Origin of the sequence: Lentibacillus sp. JNUCC-1 (assembly GCF_009741735.1) — a bacterium.
Lineage (GTDB): Bacteria > Bacillota > Bacilli > Bacillales > Amphibacillaceae > Lentibacillus_B.
In genome coordinates this window covers 704,664-724,526 of sequence record NZ_WHOH01000001.1, presented here as the reverse complement: position 1 = coordinate 724,526, position 19,863 = coordinate 704,664, and the positions used below count along the sequence as shown (strand labels likewise).

Sequence of the window (19,863 nt, the reverse complement as noted above, 5' to 3'; positions counted from 1 at the left end):
AGATAGTTCATTTTTTTTTACACCTGTTCGTTCGTTATAATGAATTTTTATCTCTCTAGGCACGTAAAATAAAAGATCTCAAAAAAAGGTGATCATATGAACGCATTTAAGCAAGACCACGATTCTAAAGGGCTCACTGAGAAAGACATTGATTTGAAAGCCCATTTTAATGTTTTTAAAAAACGGTATTGGATCATCATCGTGATGCTGCTGCTTGGCTTGGCCGGGGGTTACTATCTAGCGGAAAAGAACAGTACACCCTCTTACGAAACGTCAACACGTATTGTAGTCGATTCCGACGGAGAATTTATGAAAACCCTGATGGTCATGATCACAGACCCTATTATTATGGAAAAAGTTAAAGATGATTTGAATCTCTCAAAGTCTTCTGCGGGCATTGCCAATCAAATTAAAGTTGAACGACTGGAAGATTCACAGGTGATTTTAATTTCGGTGACAGACCAGGATCCAGCTGTAGCAGTACAGATTGCCAATACGACCGCACGTGTTTTTAAAAATGAAATTGTTGATCTCCTTGAATTCGAAGGTGTTCAGCTGTTGTCAAAAGCCGCATTAAATGATGAACCCATTAACCAAAATCAAACGAAATTGCTGATTTTGACCTTGCTGGGTGGGTTGATGGCAGGAATCGGGTTAGCCTATCTGCTGGAATCACTTGATGGTTCAGTTAAAAATGAACAGGAAGTGGAGGATATACTGGGCGTCCCGATCCTTGGTACTGTTTCAAATATGAAGAAAAAGAAGTTGACGAAAGATAAACATGAACAGGATACACAGGAAACGTCAGAAGACAGGGGGATTTCATTGATATTGAGCCGGAAAACAAAAGAAGCGCCATTAAAGCGGGCGAATCTAATCACATACTCTAACAGCACATCGGTTATTTCAGATCAATTCCGTACCATTCGGGCGAGCATCCAGTTTGTGACTGCCTGGAAAAAGAAACACGTCTTCCTGGTTACATCTCCTGGGAAAGGGGAGGGGAAATCGACCATGATTGCGAATCTAGCGGTTTCCATGACCCAGCAAAATGAAAAGATCTTATTAATCGATGCCAATATGCGCAAGCCGATGATTCACCGCATTTTCAACTTGCCGAATGAAGAGGGGTTAACAAATGTTTTATCAAATAGCGCATCATTTCTAAGTGCCCTTAATCAAACGGGTATTGGGAATTTGGATATATTAACGAGTGGATCTGAGGCGGCTAACCCGCCGGAATTGCTTGGGAGTGCGAGCATGAATGCGTTGTTGAAGGAGGTTGTCCGGCATTATGATGCGATTTTGATTGATTCACCAGGATTGCTGGAGTCCACCGAAACGCGGGTGCTGGCCAATCAATGTGACGGTGTTGTGCTTGTCCTAAACCAGGGCAAAACCGCACAGAACAAAACAGCCGAAGCCGGCAAAGTTCTACACCTAGCCCACGCCCACCTCATGGGCGTCATCATGAATAATCGGTAGGGACAGTGTTCTAACTACTTATGGTGTGGAGAATAGCTAGCAGCCACAACGAGAGCACCGTGATTTGCGCTCCGGGAAGTCGCTTTCCGCGGCACGGCCTCAGCCTCCTCGAGGAAAACCACCTCTGCGGGGTCTTCGGACTCGTGCTGTTCCCGCAGGAGTCGACTTCCCTCCGCTCCAATCACTCTATGTAATTCAGTGGCTTGGACGGTTCTACTCTCATAAGAGGGGAAGGAAGGCTAAAACCGCGACGTCAATCGCTACTTCTTCATGACCCACGTCCTGTGGGCCCGAGGCTCAGCAGCGCCCGCGGAAAGCGGAGTGTTTCCCCAGCGATCGCCAGAAGGAGTCATAAACAGTTAATAGCCTGTTTTTATAAGGGAAAAGTGTGTTTTATTGTTCTTTAATAAGAACAAATTCGTTCTCGGTAATGTCTACTATACCGATATCATTGGAGGCACTCGGCCATGCTGTGGGTTGGAATAGACCTTAGATGCGCGTCATCGAGGGTGTGGTGTGAGGATGGGTTAGATGCCCACTACATATTTTTTATGTCTGATTATCCAAATCACTATGGAAGGGGGTATGTGTTGTGTCTTACAAGAAACGGCTCAGTTTGTTCATTGTCATTGATTCTATTATTGTACTTAGTGCGATTGTGGCCAGTCATTATCTTGTGCTGGCGTCTTTCAACGTTTTTACCATATCGGTTATAGCTTTTGCCGCCATCATTTTAATCAGTCATTATTTGTTTTCATTTTACTTCAAATTCTATAAAAAGGTCTGGGAGTACGCCAGTATTGGAGAACTGTGGACCATATTGAAAGTTGCTACGTTGGCAATTATATCGGCTTTAATGGTTGATGCTATCTGGTTCGAGCCTATGTCGCACAGATTGATGGTAGCTACCGGCCTCATGTATATGGTTTTTCTAGGGGGCTCCAGGTTTCTATGGCGGATCTTTAGGGATCGGATCATTCCACAAACATCAGATGGAAAGCGCACACTGATTGTTGGTGCTGGATCAGCTGGAACAATGGTTGCACGACAGCTGCTAAGAGAGCAGAGTCAAGGGTTGAGTCCAGTTGCTTTTATTGACGATGATTTCGGGAAACAGCAATTAGATATTTTGAGTCTTCCAGTAGCAGGTGGCGTTAAAGACATTCCCAATGTGGTGGAGAATTTTGAAATCGATCATATTATTATTGCGATTCCCTCTCTTGACCGCCGAGATTTAAATACCATTTTCAAAGAATGTGCCAAAACAGAGGCACAAACCAAAATTCTGCCCGCTATAGAAGACTTGATTACCGGTAAAGTGGCCTTCAGTCAGTTTCGTGACGTGCGGGTGGAGGACTTGCTTGGCCGTGATCCAGTGGAAATGGATATGACATCAATAGCAAAGCATATTACCGGAAAAGTGGTGCTGATCACTGGTGGCGGCGGTTCGATTGGGTCAGAGATTGCCAGACAAATTACGATGTTTCGTCCGGAGCAACTGATTCTGCTGGGACATGGTGAGAATAGCATCTATCAGATTGAAATGGAATTAAAGCATACATGCAAACATACTGAGATAGAGTTTGTGACAGAAATCGCGGAAATTCAGGATGCCCGTAAAATGGAAGAGGTTATGTCCAGGCACCAACCCGATGTGGTGTATCATGCAGCGGCCCACAAGCACGTGCCTTTAATGGAGCGAAGTCCGGATGAAGCGGTGAAGAATAATATGATTGGTACGATGAATGTTGCCAAAGCCGCTGCCCGTGAGCAGGTGAAAACCTTTGTAATGGTCTCCACCGATAAAGCCGTAAATCCGACCAGTGTGATGGGAGCCTCCAAACGGCTTGCGGAAATGATCATCCAGGATATGGGGAGGGGCAGCCGGACCAAATTTGTAGCGGTTCGTTTTGGCAATGTGCTGGGAAGCCGAGGGAGTGTGATTCCTTTATTTAAACGGCAAATTGAAAATGGCGGACCTATTACGATTACACACCCTGACATGGTGCGCTATTTCATGACCATCCCAGAAGCGTCGAGATTGGTTATCCAGGCCGGGGCATTGGCAAAAGGCGGTGAGATTTTTGTGCTGGATATGGGAAAGCCGGTTAAGATATTAGACTTGGCGACTAACCTGATCAAGCTTTCCGGATTCACGTTGAACGACATCAGCATTGAGTTCACCGGGATCAGGCCGGGCGAAAAATTATTTGAAGAATTATTAAATGACGGTGAAAGTCATGAGGAACAAATCCATCCGAAAATTTATATCGGAAAAACAACCAGCCTTTATATGGAAGAAATCGAACATATTATTCATCATTACCACATATACAGCCGCAACGAATTACGAGACGAACTGCTGCAACTTGCCAATCAGACGATACCAAATGAAGCACAGCAAGCGATGCCAATGTAAGGCTAAAAGGGAGGTGGTGCCTGTGACAAAAACAATTCTTTACTGTGCGACAGTTGATTATCATTTCAAAGCGTTTCATTTACCGGAAATGCAATGGTTCAAACAGCAAGGGTGGGATGTGCATGTCGCAGCAGCAGGTGATATGGAATTGCCGTTTACAGACAAGAAATTCACAATCGACATTCACCGTTCACCGTTTCATGTCCGTAATATCAAAGGATACAAACAGCTGCGGACCATCATCGACCACCATGACTATGATTTTATTCATGCACACACACCGCTGGGAGGCGTGCTGGCCCGGCTGACCGCGAGAAGCGCCCGGAAAAAAGGGACGAAAGTCATTTATACAGCACACGGTTTTCACTTTTGCAAAGGGGTTCCGTTCAGAAACTGGCTGCTGTATTACCCGATTGAAAAAGGTCTTTCCCACTACACTGACAGCCTGCTTACCATTAATAAAGAAGATTACAATCTCGCACTCAGGCGCGGTTTCAAAGCTAAAGAAGTCCATCGCGTCAGTGGTGTAGGCGTCGACACCAGTCGATTTAAGCCATTGCCAAAACATATTAAAGCAACGGAAAAAAAGTCATTGGGATTTGATGCCGATGACTTTTTATTATTTAATGCATCTGAATTTAACCGTAATAAAAATCAGCAATTTTTGCTATCAGTGGTGGCATTGCTTAAAAGGGATATCCCGAATATAAGACTGATTCTGGCAGGAGAAGGCACAATGCTTGAAGACTGCAAAGCACACGCACACCATCTTGGGATTGCCGACAGAGTTACGTTTCTCGGTTTTCGGAAAGATATAGAAGACCTCTTGCCAGTATGTGATGTCGCAGTCGCATCAAGTTTCCGAGAAGGCCTGCCTGTTAACATTATGGAAGCAATGGCGGCCGGCCTGCCTGTGGTGGCAACAACGAATCGGGGGCATAACGAGCTGGTCCGGAATCATCGGGAGGGCTATTTGCTGGGGCCCCATGAACCGGAACTGTTCGCGGAGAAGGTAAAGCATTTATGGGCACATAAGAATCTTAGAGAACACCTCGGGCAGCAGGGGAGACGGACGATTGAAGAAGCTTATAGCATCGATACCGTAATGCTTGAAAAACAACTGATCTATCAACGGTTAATGGGAACAGCTCAACCAACGTCATATCAATCTGTCATTGGGAGGTGAGCGATGTGAGCGAACCATTAAGGATCCTGCATGTTGTCGTCAATATGAACAGAGGCGGTGCAGAAACATTGATCATGAATCTGTATCGGCATATGGACCGACGAAAAGTGCAATTTGATTTCCTGACGTGCAAAGAAGGGGTGTATGACGAAGAGATTAAATCCTTGGGCGGTGTGGTGCACCGGATGCCGTATGTAACAGAGGCAGGGCACCGAGGGTATATGCGCAGTTTGAAACAATTTTTTGTGGCACACCACTATCAGGTGGTGCATGCCCACATGGACAGAATGAGCGGATTGGTCATCCGTGAGGCGAAGAAAGCAGCTGTTCCGATCCGCATCGTCCACAGTCATAACACCGCAAGTGAAGGCGGGTTCTTGTCCAAAGGCTATAAATATTATGCAGGCCGTTCTATCAAGACGGACCACACCCATCTGTACGCATGTTCACAGGCTGCTGCAGACTGGCTGTTTCAGAAAGATGCGAGTCAGGCCCATATTTTAAAAAACGGCATAGATATTGATACCTTTCTATTTAATGAATCCAGTCGGCGTCAAATTCGAACGGCATTAAACATCCCTGATAATGCTTTTGTTTTAGGGCATGTTGGCCGGTTTAACAAACAGAAAAACCATGATGGGCTGATTGAGATCTTCGCGGAAGTTCATCAACAGCTGCCGCATGCCATTCTGTTATTGGCAGGAGACGGGGTCCTGAAGAAGAAAATTCAGAGCCGGGTGAATGCGTTGGGTTTAAATAACCATGTCCGGTTTCTTGGGGTGCGGGAGAATATACCTGAGTTGCTGCATGCGTTCGATCTGTTTGTGTTTCCGTCATTGCATGAAGGCCTACCGGTAACGTTGATTGAGGCCCAAGCAGCAGGATTGCCGTGTTTGATTTCTGACACCATTACAAGTGAAGTGGATTTGAACCTGCACCTGGTCCATTACTTACCGCTGTCAGATCACGCGGCCTGGTCGGACGCGATTCAGCTGTTGAGTTACAGAACACAGGCACGATTGATATCGGGGGAAGCATTGAAACAACATGGTTATGACATCAAACAAACGGCCGCCGATTTACAGGATGCTTATTTATCATATGGGAGTGAAGATCATGAAGCAGCTCACAATATTCACGCCTACGTATAACCGGGCCCACACACTGCCCGCCTGTTATGCCAGTCTTAAAAGGCAGAGAAATCAAGACTTTAAGTGGCTGATCATCGATGACGGCTCAACTGATGGAACACAAGCGCTGGTCGAAGCGTGGCAGCAAGAACAGCTGATTCACATTGATTATGTCCGGCAGTCTAATCAAGGGATGCATGGCGCCCATAACACGGCGTACGACAGAATCAATACCGAGCTGAATGTATGTTTGGATTCAGATGACTTTATGCCGCCAGATGCGGTGGAAAAGATCCTTTCTTTTTGGAATCAACATGGCAGTGATCAGTACAGCGGTCTCGTCGGGCTGAACACCAATACAAAAGGGGATCTGATCGGCACCAAATGGCCGGCTCATTTGAAGGCATCCTCATTGTTTGATTTATATTACAAACATGGGGTAACAGGCGATAAAAAATTGGTTTATCGTACAGAACTGACACGGCAATATCCATATCCGCTTTTTGAAAATGAACGCTATGTCGGGCTTGCCTACAAGTATTATCAGCTGGATCGGGATTATGAACTTCTGCTCATGGATGAGACTTTATGCTGTGTGGAATATCTGGCAGACGGTTCCTCAAGGAATATGCTCTTCCAGTACCGGAAGAACCCACAAGGCTTTTCTTTTTACCGGAAAGCCTTAATGAAGCTGCCATTTGCGACACGTGCATTCCAATTCCGTCAAGCCATCCATTATGTTTCAAGCAGCTTTATGAGTCGCAATCGAGCCTTCATACAAGAAACACCGCGGAAAGCTTTAACGATCATGGCCTTACCGCTTGGAACAGTCTTATTTTGGTATATCAAAATGAAAACAAGGGTCACTTAAAATGAAACCCTTATGGGAAGTGTGGCAAGGATGACGTTACTCTGGATCAATCTGGGTCTTGTATTTCTCCTGGCACTCGTGTCCAGATATTTCTCTACGCCGGTTGTAGCGGGAGGATACACGATCACAGTCAAACCGAATAAATTGCTCGTGTTTGGCTCGATGGCTGCTTTGGTCGCTGTTTCCGGACTGCGTGCCAATATAGGCGACACATATTTTTACAAACATATTTATGAAAGCACTGACTTTTCGTGGGCGTATATTTTTGATGAGAAGGATATCGGCTTTGGGATTTTGCAAAAAGGCTTGAAAACTTTGTCCGATGATCCGCAAATTCTGATCCTGACGACCGCGCTGCTGACAAATGTTCTGATTGTTATTGTCTTATATCATTACTCTCGCAAGATTGAACTGAGTTTATTTGTTTATATTACAGGCGGCTTGTTTCTGATTTCCATGAATGGAATGAGACAAATGCTGGCCGCGGCCATTGCATTTACGGCGATCAAATTTCTAATGGAAGGAAAGTTTCTAAAGTATGCACTGGTCGTTGTGGCGGCGTCGTTCTTTCATCAGAGCGCCTTGATTTTACTGCCGATTTATTTTTTGGTTCGGGTCAGAGCCTGGTCCAAAGCGACATTGGTGCTGATGGTTGTGTCGGTTGTAATTGCGATTGGGTTTGATTATTTTTCAGCGCTGTTGTTTTCGGCGCTTGGGGATAGTCAATATGGTCACTATCGTAATTTTGATGAGGGGGGTGCCAATATCATTCGGGTGGCTGTTAATGCTGCTCCGTTATTTATTGCTTATTTGGGCCGGGATAAGTTGAGAAGGGTGTTTCCGAAAAGTGATTATGTGGTCAATATGGTGTTGATTGGTTTTATTTTTATGGTGATTGCGACACAAAATTGGATATTTGCGAGGTTTGCGCTGTATTTTAATTTGTATCAATTGATTTTAATTGCTTGGATTATAAAAGTGTTCCGCGAGCGGGATCAGGCATTCATGTACTACGTGATCCTAGCGTGTTACTTGGGCTATTACTTCTATGAAAATGTCATCACCCTCAACATCCAATACCGCAGCGACTTTTTTATGTGGTGAAAAAATAGAGGAATAGCTTTAATACCTGCTTCTGGCAACCGCTCGGGGAAAACACTCCGCGTCCAGTGGGCGCTGCTGAGCCTCCTCGGTCTATCGACCTCCGGGGTCTCACCGAGGCTTTTCCTCCCACAGGAGTCTCCGTGTTTTCCGCGAGCTAGATATAAGAGGTTATCTTCTAACTCTTATGTGAGTAGAACCGTCCAAGGCACTGAATTAAATAAAGTGATTGGAGCGGAGGGAAGTCGACTCCTGCGGGAACAGCACGAGTCCGAAGACCCCACAGTGCTACATTAAGGAGCATTCCTGTAATGAAGAAATTTGAGGTTTGAACAGAAAAGAGCCCTCTTGGTATAGTACAGGGTGTCATGATCATGACCCCGAATTAAATAAATACCAAGGAGGACTCGCAATGAATTATAACCAAAATCACAAAATCGCGCAAATCACAGAATCCACATTGATCGTGGGGATTGACATCGCAAAAGACAAACACGTAGCTCGCGCACAAGATTATCGAGGTATTGAATTTGGCAAACGATTGATCTTTGAAAATCGAATACACGGTTATCAAAAGCTGCTTGATTGGGTAGCTAGGCTTCAAGAGAAAAACCAAAAGACACATGTCATGTTTGGCGTTGAACCGACTGGCCACTTTTGGAAGAGTCTAGCCTACTACCTGAACGCCAAAGGTTATGACTTTGTGTTAGTTAACCCGATGCATGTTAAAAAAAGCAAAGAGCTGGACGACAATTCGCCCACAAAAAATGATACGAAAGACGCACGTGTTATTGCACAGATGGTTAAGGATGGTCGATACTCTGTACCGAACCTTCTTGACGGTGTTTATGCCGAGTTAAGGGAAGGGATTAAATTACGAGATCAACTCACCAAACAGCTGATGATTGTCGAAGGACGCATCCAAAACGCCATACAACGGTATTTTCCGGAGTTTGATGATGTGTTTAATGACTGGAATGGTAAGACAGCTATTTGTACACTGCGTGAATTCCCATTTCCATCTGATATTCAGGATATGACCCCTGAAGACGTGCTTTCAACGTGGAAAACAGTCGTTAAAAGTGGTGTGGGCATCAAACGTGCCAATCAGCTTGTCCAAGCTGCCCAGAAAAGCATTGGTGTTCAGATAGGTTTGCGCTTTGCCAGGCAGGAATTACAGACTCTGCTTGATCAATATGAATTGTACAACCAACAACTTGTGTCATTGGATAAAGAGATCGAAACACTTATAACAGATCTACCTGGAGCTAAAGAAATGATGGCTATTAAAGGCATTGGTCCCACGACAGTGGCCACGTTTTTCGCCGAGGTCGGAGACCTCTCCAACTACAGTCATCCCCAGCAAATTGTAAGTATGGCTGGTCTATCCTTAAAAGAACACAGCTCGGGTAAATTCAAAGGGCAAACACGAATAGACAAGCGTGGACGCAAGCGATTGAGAAGAGCGATCTATTTAGCTGTGCGCCCACTGGTAGCACATAATTCGACGTTCAAGACATTGCATCATTATTACACCACGCGTCCCGATCGTCCTTTGAAAAAGCAACAATCTCTGATCGCTTTGTGCGGTAAGTTGATACGTGTCTTATTCGCCATTGGCACGAAGCAGTGTGAATTTGATGGAAGTAAACTACTACAAGGACTACCTGAATTACAAACAAGTCAGGTGGCATGAATATTGATGTTAACTACTCCACGTAGATAAGTGGTTCTGAATGAGCGATTAATAAACCTTTTTAATTCATTTGGGATGTTTCAACAAATGCATCTGATGGCCTTAGGATTGAACAAACACCAATAGTGCAGAGTCGGAGCTTATTTAACCCATTCGGGCAATAGACCCAGCTAAGGAGCATTTCCGACCTCCACCTTGTGGATACGCAGGACGAAGGAATGTATGGATAATAATCCCGTGATACATGGGAGGGTGAGCGACCATAAGTTGTGTGGAGATTTTCAGCACGGTTATCACGTCTCTTGTCACCAAATGTTCACAATTTGGGCGTTAGGATGGCATAGACTACGTCCGAAATTTCCGAAATCAACACCTGATACTCAACCCGCATTCAATATGTCAATGAAGTGTTTGAGTAATTCTAAGAAAGTAAGAGCATTTTGGAGATATTTTAATTATATAGAGGGAGGGTCGACTAAAACCGCCCTTTGCGGGCAACGTCGACATACCCCTTGCCGGGGCAAGGAGGCTGAGGCCGTGCCCGCGGCTAGAAGACACTGTGAAAGTGGGTTTCTTGAACAGATGTCGCACTTGAGCTGTGATAAAGTTAAAGCGACTTCCCGCAGCGCAAATCACGATACGTATCTTACGCACATTGACGTGCCTTGTCTTTAAGTAGCCAGGAACATAAGTAGAAATCCTCATTGGCTCATAGGATAAATATCGACTTAGGGAAAGCTTGAATGACTGCCTCGCGCCACCGAGCTCCGGGAAAACACTGCGCTTTCCATGGGCGCTGGTGAGCCTCCTCGGTCTGACGACCTCCGGGGTCTCACCGAGGCTTTTGCTTCCATAGGAGTCTCCGTGTTTTCCCGGAGCTCGGTGAAAGTATGTGTCTAATTTTTATCATGAGCACGTTAGGCTGTTTAAATCATAAGCAACACAAACTTTATGGGGAGATTTATAGCGGAGTTCTGCGGGCACAGCACGAGTCCGAAGATCTCGCAGCGCAAATCACGATGCTCATGCATCATATCGGAATTCATGTTTTCTATTAAAAACTAACTATACAAACGTGTTTGAATTTTAGAAGGGGGTGTTGTGGTGGCTGTGCTTGTGACTGGGGGTGCGGGGTATATTGGGAGTCATGCTTGTGTGGAGTTGTTGTTGAGTGGGCGGGATGTTGTTGTGTTGGATAATTTTTCGAACAGCAGCCCGGTCGCATTGAAACGTATTAAGGATCTAACCGGCAAGTCGTTCAGAGTGTATAACGTTGATTTACTCGATAAGGCTGGGTTGGAACATGTCTTTTCAGAAAATGATATTGAAGCGGTGCTGCATTTCGCCGGTCTGAAAGCGGTTGGTGAATCGGTCTCTGTTCCACTAAAATATTACCGCAACAATGTGATCGGAACCGTTTATTTATGTGAAGTCATGCAGCAGTATGGAGTGAAACGCATGGTCTTCAGCTCTTCCGCAACGGTTTACGGGGTGGCCGAAAACGTGCCAATTACAGAAGATAGTCGGCTGACGGCCATAAACCCATACGGCAGAACAAAACTCATGATTGAAGAGCTTTTGCATGATATCTATCAGGCTGATGACGAATGGCGGATCGCGGTATTGCGTTATTTCAACCCGGTGGGCGCCCATTCAAGCGGGAAAATTGGTGAGGACCCCAAAGGCACACCAAATAATCTAATGCCTTATATTGCTCAGGTGGCAGCAGGCAAACGCCCGCAATTATCGGTATTTGGAGCCAATTATCCGACGAAAGATGGAACGGGAATCAGGGATTATATTCATGTGGTTGATCTGGCGCTTGCACATTTAAAAGCACTTGAATATATTCAGGCTCATGCCGGCATTGAGGCGTTTAATATCGGCACAGGGGTCGGCTACAGTGTGCTGGAGATGATTAATGCTTTTGAGCAGGCTTCGGGAAAAACCATTCCGTATATCGTATCAGAACGGCGGAATGGAGACGTAGCCCTCTGTTACGCGAATCCCGATAAAGCCCGAAGCCGCTTAAAGTGGCAGGCGAAGCGCGACATTCATGCGATGTGTGAAGATACGTGGCGCTGGCAATCCAACAATCCAAATGGTTATCAATCTGTGTCTGATTCACGTCAGGCACCGATCGAAAAAGAAAGCCCGCTGGTTAAAACAGCGGCTTTTTTATTGTAAAAAAGATGCACGCATAAGGAGGTTCAGCACATGAAACGTTTGATGGATTTGGCTATTGCCACGGGCTTGCTTATCATTACAGCTCCTTTAATCGCCGTGATTGCCATCATCATCAAAGTCAGCATGGGATCGCCTGTATTGTTTAAGCAGCAGCGGCCAGGGTTGAACGGCCGACCTTTTTTCTTGTATAAATTCCGGACAATGACGATGGCCGCCAAAGATGGTGAGATGCTTTCAGATGCACAAAGACTGACGGCTGTTGGGAAAGTCCTGCGCAAATACAGTTTGGATGAATTGCCCCAGCTGTTCAATGTGATCCGGAACGATATGAGCCTGGTCGGACCGCGCCCGTTGTTAATGGAATACTTGCCGCTGTATACGAAGAGGCAATCTGCGCGCCATGCAGTGAAACCCGGCATCACAGGGTGGGCTCAAGTAAATGGCCGCAATGCCATCACATGGGAGGAAAAGTTTGATCTCGACCTATGGTATGTCCATCACCGAAATGTTCTGTTGGATTGCAAAATTTTATATCTGACCATTGCCAAAGTGCTAAAAAAAGAAGGCATTCATCAAGACAACCAGGCTACAATGCTTAAATTCAGCGGTACAAAAGAGGTTCGATGATATGCGTCTCGTGATATTAGGCGATGGCGGTCATAGCAGAGTCATTCAGGACATGATCATATCGAGCGGTATGGGGGTTATTACAGCGATACTGGATGATCGGTATCCAACAGGTTTTAAGGATGGGGGAATCGTTTTTGCACCGATTTCTTTTGTCCATCATTTACTGAAACGCAACACAAGGGTCGTGGTGGCGATCGGAGACAATGCCATTAGACAGAAGATCGTTCAACAACTGGATCTTCCGCCAAAAGTCTTTGCCCCCATTGTGCATCATACCGCAGTCGTCAGCAGTTCTGCTGACATCGGAAATGGGACAGTGGTTATGCCTTACGCGGTCATCAATGCCCGTGCACAAGTTGGTGCGCAGTGCATTGTCAACACCCGCGCGACTATTGAACATGATAATGAGATTGGCGACTACACACATGTGTCGCCGAGTGCTACGCTCGCTGGCAGTGTGTCTTCTGGAGAAGGCGTGCATGTTGGGACCTCCGCGATAGTGATCCCTGGGAAGCATTTAGGAAGCTGGTCAGTGATTGGTGCGGGTTCAACTGTCATTGAACATATTCCTGCATTCAGTAAGGCAGTGGGATCGCCGACACGTATTATTGAACGAATAGCCAAATAAAACTTATAAAGTAAGGTGGTGTGATGATTGTCAAAGTCTAAAATTTTATTGTCTCCGCCGCATATGGAAGGCCATGAACGTCATTATATCGAGGAAGCTTTTCAAACCAACTGGATTGCACCGGTGGGACCGCATGTGGATATGTTTGAAAAAGAAGCGGCAGCCTACCTCGGTGTAGAAGAAGCTGTAGCGCTTAGTTCCGGAACAGCCGCGATTGACGTGGCACTGACGCTATTAAACGTCAAACAAGGAGATACAGTGTTTTGTTCGACTTTAACGTTTGTCGCAAGCGCGAATCCGATTTTGTATCATCAAGCCAAACCGGTGTTCATTGATTCAGAGCCGGAAACGTGGAACATGTCCCTCAGGCATTGGAACGGGCTTTACAAGACGCGGCCAGACAGGGCAAACTGCCTAAAGCCGTCATTATTGTCCACTTATACGGGCAGAGCGCGAAAATGGAAGAATTAATGCACTTGTGTCAACAATACGATGTACCTGTAATCGAGGATGCGGCTGAATCACTTGGCACGATGTACAAAGGGAAGGCAAGCGGCACGATCGGTAAATTCGGGATCTACTCGTTTAACGGGAATAAAATCATTACGACGTCAGGTGGAGGGATGCTGGTATCAAATGACAAAGCAGCTATGAAACAGGCCCGTTTCCTTGCGACTCAGGCCCGGGACCCCGCTGCACATTATCAACATAGTCAAATGGGGTATAATTACCGGCTAAGTAACCTGCTGGCTGGTGTGGGCAGAGCCCAGTTACAAGTGCTGGATAAACGCGTCAATGCAAGGCGGGCTGTCTTTGATCTGTATGAACAACAGCTGGCCTTTCTGCCAGGGATCAGGTTTATGAAAGAACTGAAAGACACCAAAACCAATCGCTGGCTGACTGTTTTCACGATCGACCCTAGCGAAACACACGTAACAGTTGACCATTTGCTGCACGCCCTGCAACTGGAAAACATCGAAGCTCGAAAAGTATGGAAACCGCTCCATATGCAGCCACTCTTTACCGAAGCAATGTATTATCCGCATCACGATCAGGAACACGTGGCAGAGCAACTTTTTTCGAATGGGATCTGCCTGCCATCCGGGTCAGCAATGCGTGTTAAAGATCAGCTGCGGGTCATCACCTGCATTACAAAATGTTTCGACACTATTATGGGAGGTCACTATTTCATTCCTGGAAAACAAGAGGTATAAAATATGAAGAAAAATAATATTAGTCTTATCCGGAAACAGAAGGGGTATACGCTGTCTGAACTGGCAAAAAGGGCTGGTGTTTCAAAGTCTTATTTAAGTACGATTGAGCGCAACATTAACCAAAACCCTTCTTTTCACATTATCCAAAAAATCGCAGTTGCTTTAAATGTAGATGTAAATACGCTATTTGGAAATCAAAGACACAATCAACTGACTTTAGACCAGGAGTGGTTACGTCTCATGGAACAAATCAAATACAGCGGACTTGAAGAGAAACGGATGAAGGAACTAAAAAAAGTGATCCAACAGGCTGAATCGAAACCTCAAAATGATCGCGGGGAAATCACACATGAATCATCAAATTGTAAGTCATAAACCGCTGAAAGTGCTGCATGTTGTCGGGGCCATGAACAGAGCCGGAACCGAGACCATGCTGATGAATCTGTACCGGCACATGGATCCAGAACACGTCACATTTGACTTCATTTCTTATAGCCATGAAACCGCGGATTATGACGGGGAAATTATGCGGTTGGGGGGGCGCATCATCAGGCTTGAAAAAACAAATTCATTAAAAAGCCTCTATCAGACAATGAAACAATACGGGCCATATGATGCTGTTCATGCCCACACCCTGTTTCACTGCGGTTTGGCCCTTTTTGCCGCGAAACTGGCAGGCATCCCTATTCGGATTGCACATGCGCATACAACTGAGGATGATCAAGAATCTGCTGCTCGTAAGCTGTATCACACAACAATGCGGCGTATGATCCGGCTATGGGCGACAGATCGCCTTGCTTGCAGCAATGGCGCGGCACAGTACTTGTTTGGCGACCAGCAGGCACACACGTATTTTCCTAATGTGATTGATTACGAGGGCTTTCTGGAGTCTCCGGTGCTGAATGTGAAACGATTTAAACGTGAAGCCCAATTGGAGAAACGTCTTGTAGTTGGCCATGTTGGCAGGTTTATTGAAGCGAAAAATCATGCGTTTATGCTCCCGGTCTTGAACCAGCTGCGCAAACGGGATCCACACGTTAATTTACTGTTGGTCGGGGATGGTGATCTACGAGACGCCATCGAGGAAAAAGCTGAAAAAGCTGGTCTTCTGGATAACGTGCGATTCACGGGGGTTCGCGGTGATATTGCCACACTGCTGCATAGTATGGATGTCTTTGTTTTTCCGTCTGTTTATGAAGGTTTGGGTCTTGTGTTGCTGGAAGCTCAAGCATGTGGCCTCCCATGTGTGGTTTCAGACGCCATCCAGCCTGAAGCCGATCTTGGTCTTGGGCTTGTAACCAGATTATCATTACAGGATTCCCCAGAAGTTTGGGCTGATCATGTACTGGAAGCAGCTATCCGTCCTAAACCGAATCCTGAGACGATCAAACATGCTTTCAGACAACAAGGATTTGCCATTGCATCAGGTATTTCAGCTTTAAAGAAGATCTATCATTCAAATGAAGGTGAGACAGATGACCAAGTTATTGATCACATCCTTTGATCTGGAAATCGGCGGAGTGGAGCGCAGCCTGATTAATATGCTGAAGCACTTTGATTATGAGCATCATCAGGTGGATGTCATGCTTTATAGCCATACCGGCGACTTGATGTCCTTGTTGCCTGATGGTGTTGAACTTCTGGCAGAATCGCCAGCTTACAGAACGTTCCGGATGCCGATTAAACAGATTTTCATGTCCGGCCATATCCGTCTTGGTCTGACAAGGTTGATGGCAAAGGGGAAAGTGCTCTTCACCCGTTCTGCCGAGAAAGGCTATAAACAACTGCAATACATGTGGCGATATGCGCTTCCTTTTTTGCCCAGCCACGACAAGTCCTATGATGTCGCGATCAGTTATTTGTGGCCCCATTATTTCGTAGCTGAAAAGGTGCAGGCAGATGTTAAGATCGCTTGGATTCACACAGATTTTTCGACTGTGGATACAGATGTAGCTGCAGATATGGCTATGTGGCAGCGATACGATCATATTATTGCCGTTTCCGAAGCCTGCAGAAGTGCGTTTGTTTCAAAATATCCGTCGCTCGAGAACCGTGTCCAAGTCATTGAAAATATTACATCACCCACACTTGTCAGGCAGCTGGCCAATGAACAGCCAGATACACCCATCTTCACGGACGACCGGTTTAAGCTGGTCACTGTTGCCAGATTGTCCCACGCGAAAGGGATTGATCGAGCGATTCAGGCATTCAAGCAGCTCCAACAAAGTGGTTATCATAACCTTGCCTGGTATGTGGTCGGCTATGGAGGCGATGAAGAGCAGCTCAAAACGATGATTCGTGACAACAGGCTGGATGACGCCTTTATTTTATTGGGCAAACAAGTTAATCCGTATCCCTACATGAAAGCGGCTGATTTATATGTGCAGCCGTCTCGGTATGAAGGGAAAGCTGTGACTGTCGGTGAGGCACAGATTCTTGGCAAGCCCGTATTAATTACGAACTATCCCACCGCTTCCAGTCAAATTGAAGATGGTGTTGACGGTGTCATCTGTGAGCAATCTGTTGCAGGTATCGTACATGGCATTCAAAGGCTGTACGACGACCATACGCTCCGAAAACGGATTGCAGCACAAGCTAACCAACGTGACTACACAAACGGCCATGAACTCGAGAAACTATACGCCATGATGAAAAGGAGGGTAACAGATGCGGACAGACGGACTGGTGAGTATCGTCGTGCCGGTTTATAAAGTCGAAGCCTATCTGCGCCGGTGCTTAGACAGCATTCTTGGTCAGACATACCGGAATATCGAAGTGATTGTTGTTAACGATGGCTCCCCGGACAAAAGCGGCCAGATTGCGGATATTTATCAGGCAGCGGAGCCGCGTGTTCACGTCATTCACAAGGAAAACGGCGGGTTATCCGACGCACGCAACCATGGCGTCAAACACGTGTCAGGGGAATATACAATGTTTGTTGATAGTGATGACTGGCTGGAGAAAACGGCGGTTGAAACAATGATCCATCATAGTGTGACCTACCAGGCCGATGTTGTGCAATCGGCTTTTTATTATGCCTATGATGACCGTCTTCTCGTTGACGACAGACATCATGCACACACCGACCCGCCGCTGCTGCTGAAAAATCGGGCTTTAATGTATGAGCTTGTCATCAATGAACGGGTGAAGAATTTTGCCTGGGGGAAGCTGTACAAAACCGAGCTGATTCATGATATTCCATTTAAAAAAGGGGTGTTGTTCGAGGATGTATTCTGGGCCCATCAAGTCATGCACAGAGTCAGGCGTTTCCTGATCGTTCATCAGCCACTCTGCTTCTATTACCAGCGGGATGACAGCATTGTGGCGGCATATACCCGAAACATCTTGATTTGTTAAAAGGATTGCAGGAGCGACATGCTTTTGTAGAACAGCATTATCCAGAGCTGTTGTGGGCGTCTTACCGTCATATTCTGGAGACCAGTCTCATCCATTATAATCTGTTAATGCTTAACAAAAAGGCTGATCCGGATGGCAGGCATCGAAAAGCCATAGAACAGGACATCGAGCATAACCACCGGAACTTTAAAAGGGCCGCTGAGCCTGATCGGCTATTAAGCAGACAGCTGTCCTTATTTTTACTGCATCCTTACTGTAATGCGGGGCTGTTGGGCTTGCGTAAAATGATGCGGAAAGCCAGGATCCTGAAACGGCCTGAAGGATTGAAGATTGTACACGAACAACAGGCCAGAAGGGAGTATGCAGTGAAATGACCATTATAGACACTGTGAAACATTTTGTTTGCAGAAGTATGATCTTGATCTTTAATTGCTTCCCGGTCAAACATCATAAAATTTTCTTATTCAGTTATTATGGCAGCCAATACGGCTGCAACCCCAAGTCTATTACAGAGTACTTGTTATCCCAGTATCCCAAAGACAGATTCGATCTTGTCTGGGCGTTTAATGACCCGACATCCAAAACACTGCCCTCGGGCATCCGAACCGTGAAGACAATGACACTCAGATATTTTTATGAACTGTGCACAGCAAAAGTCATCATAACCAATTTCCGTACCACAGACCTCTTTGTGAAACGAAAACAACAATACTATATTCAAACATGGCACAGTTCGCTCCGGTTAAAGCAAATTGAAAAAGATGCAGAAGCATCACTGCCCCAACGTTATATCACAATGGCTCAAAAAGATTCGCGAAAGTGTGATTTGCTTTTATCCGGATGTCAGCGCAGCACCGAAATTTTCAAACGTGCCTTTTGGTATACCGGGGAAATATTTGAACATGGCACTCCACGCAACGATATGCTTGTGCAGGGTGACCCGAGCAAACAAGCGTTTATCAGAGATCGACTGAACGTTACAGGAAAGAACGTGGTGTTATATGCTCCCACATTCAGAAAGGATGGCAATATGGATGTCTATGACTTGGATTACGACCGACTGGCCAAGCGTTTGACTGATAAGTACGGGGGAGAATGGACCATTTTAATCAAGTTGCATCCCCACCTAATGTCACAGTCGGATCAAATAATTCAAGGTGACCATGTTCGAGATGTAACCGCATATGACGATATTCAGGAGTTATTAATGGTAGCGGATGTTTTAATTTCGGATTATTCATCACTGATATTCGATTTCTCCATAACAAAACGCCCGTGCTTTTTGTATGTGCCGGATCTCATGGACTACAGACAAAAAGAACGGGCCCTTTATTTTGACATTGAGGCACTGCCATTTCCGAGTGCCCAGAGTAATCAAGACCTCATGGAAACTATCATGAGCTTCGATGAGGAGAACTACCACCGGCAAATGGGGGCATTTCTGGCAGAAGTTGGGTCGTACGAAGACGGCAGAGCGGCTGAACATTTGGCGCATCGTCTGGAAGCCATTTGTGTTTCCGAGAAAAGGAGTGAGGTATATGAAGCATTATAAAATAGGTTATACAACAGGTGTTTTCGATTTGTTTCATGTCGGACACTTGAACATATTGAAAAGAGCGAAAGCCCAGTGTGATTATTTGATTGTCGGTGTCAGCACGGATGAACTGGTTGCGACTTATAAGCATAAAGATCCGGTCATTCCATTTGAAGAGCGTTGTGAAATCGTCGAAGGGATTAAATATGTGGATCACGTTGTTGCACAGGAGCATCGTGATAAGTTTGCAGCCTGGGAGACGTTGAAGTTCGATGTCATGTTTGTAGGTGATGATTGGAAAGGTGATCCCCTTTTTAATCAACTGGAACGGCAATTTGAACCTGTGGGTGTCGAAATTGTATATTTTCCTTATACACGCGGTGTTTCATCGTCACTTGTTAAACGCAAAGTGAAGTTATAGGGAG

Annotated in this window: 17 protein-coding genes and 1 pseudogene; all 18 read left to right on the top strand. The window is 45.7% G+C overall.

Annotated features, from left to right (window positions below; genetic code table 11):
• The first annotated feature begins 96 nt into the window (after window positions 1-96).
• The 18 genes and pseudogenes from JNUCC1_RS03400 (at window position 97) to JNUCC1_RS03320 (ending at window position 19,859) form a co-directional block, all read left to right on the top strand.
• Window positions 97-1,485 (top strand): polysaccharide biosynthesis tyrosine autokinase, encoded by a 1,389-nt coding sequence (locus JNUCC1_RS03400; RefSeq protein ID WP_156644088.1) that lies wholly within the window; start codon window positions 97-99, stop codon window positions 1,483-1,485.
• Between the two features lie 592 nt (window positions 1,486-2,077).
• Window positions 2,078-3,904 (top strand): polysaccharide biosynthesis protein, encoded by a 1,827-nt coding sequence (locus JNUCC1_RS03395; RefSeq protein WP_331713587.1) that lies wholly within the window; start codon window positions 2,078-2,080, stop codon window positions 3,902-3,904.
• Window positions 3,876-5,090, top strand: coding sequence for a glycosyltransferase family 4 protein (locus JNUCC1_RS03390; RefSeq protein WP_156644086.1), 1,215 nt, complete (start codon window positions 3,876-3,878; stop codon window positions 5,088-5,090). Before JNUCC1_RS03395 ends, JNUCC1_RS03390 begins: the two co-directional genes overlap by 29 nt.
• 5 nt (window positions 5,091-5,095) lie before the next feature.
• Window positions 5,096-6,241: a glycosyltransferase family 1 protein gene (locus JNUCC1_RS03385; protein WP_331713585.1), complete on the top strand. Its 1,146-nt coding sequence runs from the start codon at window positions 5,096-5,098 to the stop codon at window positions 6,239-6,241.
• Window positions 6,207-7,091 (top strand): glycosyltransferase family 2 protein, encoded by an 885-nt coding sequence (locus JNUCC1_RS03380; protein ID WP_156644084.1) that lies wholly within the window; start codon window positions 6,207-6,209, stop codon window positions 7,089-7,091. Before JNUCC1_RS03385 ends, JNUCC1_RS03380 begins: the two co-directional genes overlap by 35 nt.
• A 30-nt stretch (window positions 7,092-7,121) precedes the next feature.
• Complete coding sequence (locus JNUCC1_RS03375) at window positions 7,122-8,195, top strand: EpsG family protein (protein WP_156644082.1); 1,074 nt, start codon at window positions 7,122-7,124, stop codon at window positions 8,193-8,195.
• Window positions 8,196-8,604: 409 nt separating this feature from the next.
• Window positions 8,605-9,888, top strand: coding sequence for an IS110 family transposase (locus JNUCC1_RS03370; RefSeq protein WP_156643628.1), 1,284 nt, complete (start codon window positions 8,605-8,607; stop codon window positions 9,886-9,888).
• A gap of 1,104 nt (window positions 9,889-10,992) precedes the next feature.
• Entirely contained in the window at window positions 10,993-12,075 is a 1,083-nt protein-coding gene (galE, locus tag JNUCC1_RS03365) for a UDP-glucose 4-epimerase GalE (protein ID WP_331713584.1), read from the top strand.
• A gap of 30 nt (window positions 12,076-12,105) precedes the next feature.
• Complete coding sequence (locus tag JNUCC1_RS03360; RefSeq protein ID WP_156644080.1) at window positions 12,106-12,702, top strand: sugar transferase; 597 nt, start codon at window positions 12,106-12,108, stop codon at window positions 12,700-12,702.
• Window position 12,703: 1 nt separating this feature from the next.
• On the top strand, window positions 12,704-13,333 hold the full coding sequence (locus JNUCC1_RS03355; RefSeq protein ID WP_156644079.1) for an acetyltransferase: 630 nt from the start codon (window positions 12,704-12,706) through the stop codon (window positions 13,331-13,333).
• A gap of 63 nt (window positions 13,334-13,396) precedes the next feature.
• A pseudogene (locus tag JNUCC1_RS03350) lies at window positions 13,397-14,547 on the top strand (aminotransferase class I/II-fold pyridoxal phosphate-dependent enzyme).
• A 3-nt stretch (window positions 14,548-14,550) separates the two neighbouring features.
• Window positions 14,551-14,922, top strand: coding sequence for a helix-turn-helix domain-containing protein (locus JNUCC1_RS03345; protein WP_156644077.1), 372 nt, complete (start codon window positions 14,551-14,553; stop codon window positions 14,920-14,922).
• Window positions 14,897-16,051: a glycosyltransferase family 1 protein gene (locus JNUCC1_RS03340; protein WP_156644075.1), complete on the top strand. Its 1,155-nt coding sequence runs from the start codon at window positions 14,897-14,899 to the stop codon at window positions 16,049-16,051. The genes JNUCC1_RS03345 and JNUCC1_RS03340 overlap by 26 nt, the downstream gene beginning before the upstream one ends.
• Entirely contained in the window at window positions 16,023-17,258 is a 1,236-nt protein-coding gene (locus JNUCC1_RS03335) for a glycosyltransferase (protein WP_156644073.1), read from the top strand. Before JNUCC1_RS03340 ends, JNUCC1_RS03335 begins: the two co-directional genes overlap by 29 nt.
• On the top strand, window positions 17,215-17,904 hold the full coding sequence (locus tag JNUCC1_RS18155; protein WP_197431617.1) for a glycosyltransferase family 2 protein: 690 nt from the start codon (window positions 17,215-17,217) through the stop codon (window positions 17,902-17,904). The genes JNUCC1_RS03335 and JNUCC1_RS18155 overlap by 44 nt, the downstream gene beginning before the upstream one ends.
• Complete coding sequence (locus JNUCC1_RS18150; protein WP_197431616.1) at window positions 17,898-18,278, top strand: hypothetical protein; 381 nt, start codon at window positions 17,898-17,900, stop codon at window positions 18,276-18,278. The genes JNUCC1_RS18155 and JNUCC1_RS18150 overlap by 7 nt, the downstream gene beginning before the upstream one ends.
• Window positions 18,275-19,456: a CDP-glycerol glycerophosphotransferase family protein gene (locus tag JNUCC1_RS03325; RefSeq protein WP_156644071.1), complete on the top strand. Its 1,182-nt coding sequence runs from the start codon at window positions 18,275-18,277 to the stop codon at window positions 19,454-19,456. The genes JNUCC1_RS18150 and JNUCC1_RS03325 overlap by 4 nt, the downstream gene beginning before the upstream one ends.
• Complete coding sequence (locus tag JNUCC1_RS03320; RefSeq protein ID WP_156644069.1) at window positions 19,443-19,859, top strand: adenylyltransferase/cytidyltransferase family protein; 417 nt, start codon at window positions 19,443-19,445, stop codon at window positions 19,857-19,859. The genes JNUCC1_RS03325 and JNUCC1_RS03320 overlap by 14 nt, the downstream gene beginning before the upstream one ends.
• Window positions 19,860-19,863 lie beyond the last annotated feature (4 nt).